Genomic DNA, 544 nt, shown 5'->3' with positions numbered 1-544 from the left:
CGACCAGCGCGAACATCACCACCGCCGTCACCACCGGTTCGGCGCAGAGCGTCAGCCTCACCGTCTCCGGTGCCCCGGCCGGCGTCAACGCCACCGCCACCCCCGGCAGCGTCACCGCCGGATCCCCCGCCACGCTCAACCTCACCACGGCGTGCTCCACCTCACCCGGCACCTCGCCGATCACCGTCACGGGCACCGCCCCCACCGGCACCCACACCACCACCTTCAAGCTGAAGGTGACGAGCACCCAGCCCTGGAACGACTTCTCGGTCGGCGTGAACCCGGTCTCCGGCACGGTCTCGGCCGGTGCGGGCACCAGCGCGAACATCACCACCGCCGTGACGTCGGGTTCGGCGCAGAGCGTCAGCCTCACCGTATCCGGTGCCCCGGCCGGCGTCAACGCAACCGCCACCCCCGGCAGCGTCACCGCCGGATCCCCCGCCACGCTCAACATCACCACGGCGGGCACCACCACACCCGGCACCTACCCGCTCACCGTCACCGGCACCGCCCCCTCCGGCACCCACACCAGCACCTACACGCT

Annotated in this window: 1 pseudogene; it reads left to right on the top strand. The window is 72.2% G+C overall.

Going from position 1 to position 544, the window contains the following annotated elements:
* Positions 1-544, top strand: a pseudogene (locus PUR61_RS23870) (glycosyl hydrolase family 18 protein); the annotation flags it as partial.

The sequence above is a fragment of the Streptomyces sp. BE20 genome (assembly GCF_036322525.1).
Taxonomy (GTDB): domain Bacteria; phylum Actinomycetota; class Actinomycetes; order Streptomycetales; family Streptomycetaceae; genus Kitasatospora.
Note: the sequence above shows the minus strand (reverse complement) of the source record. Positions and strands in the feature narration are given on the sequence as shown.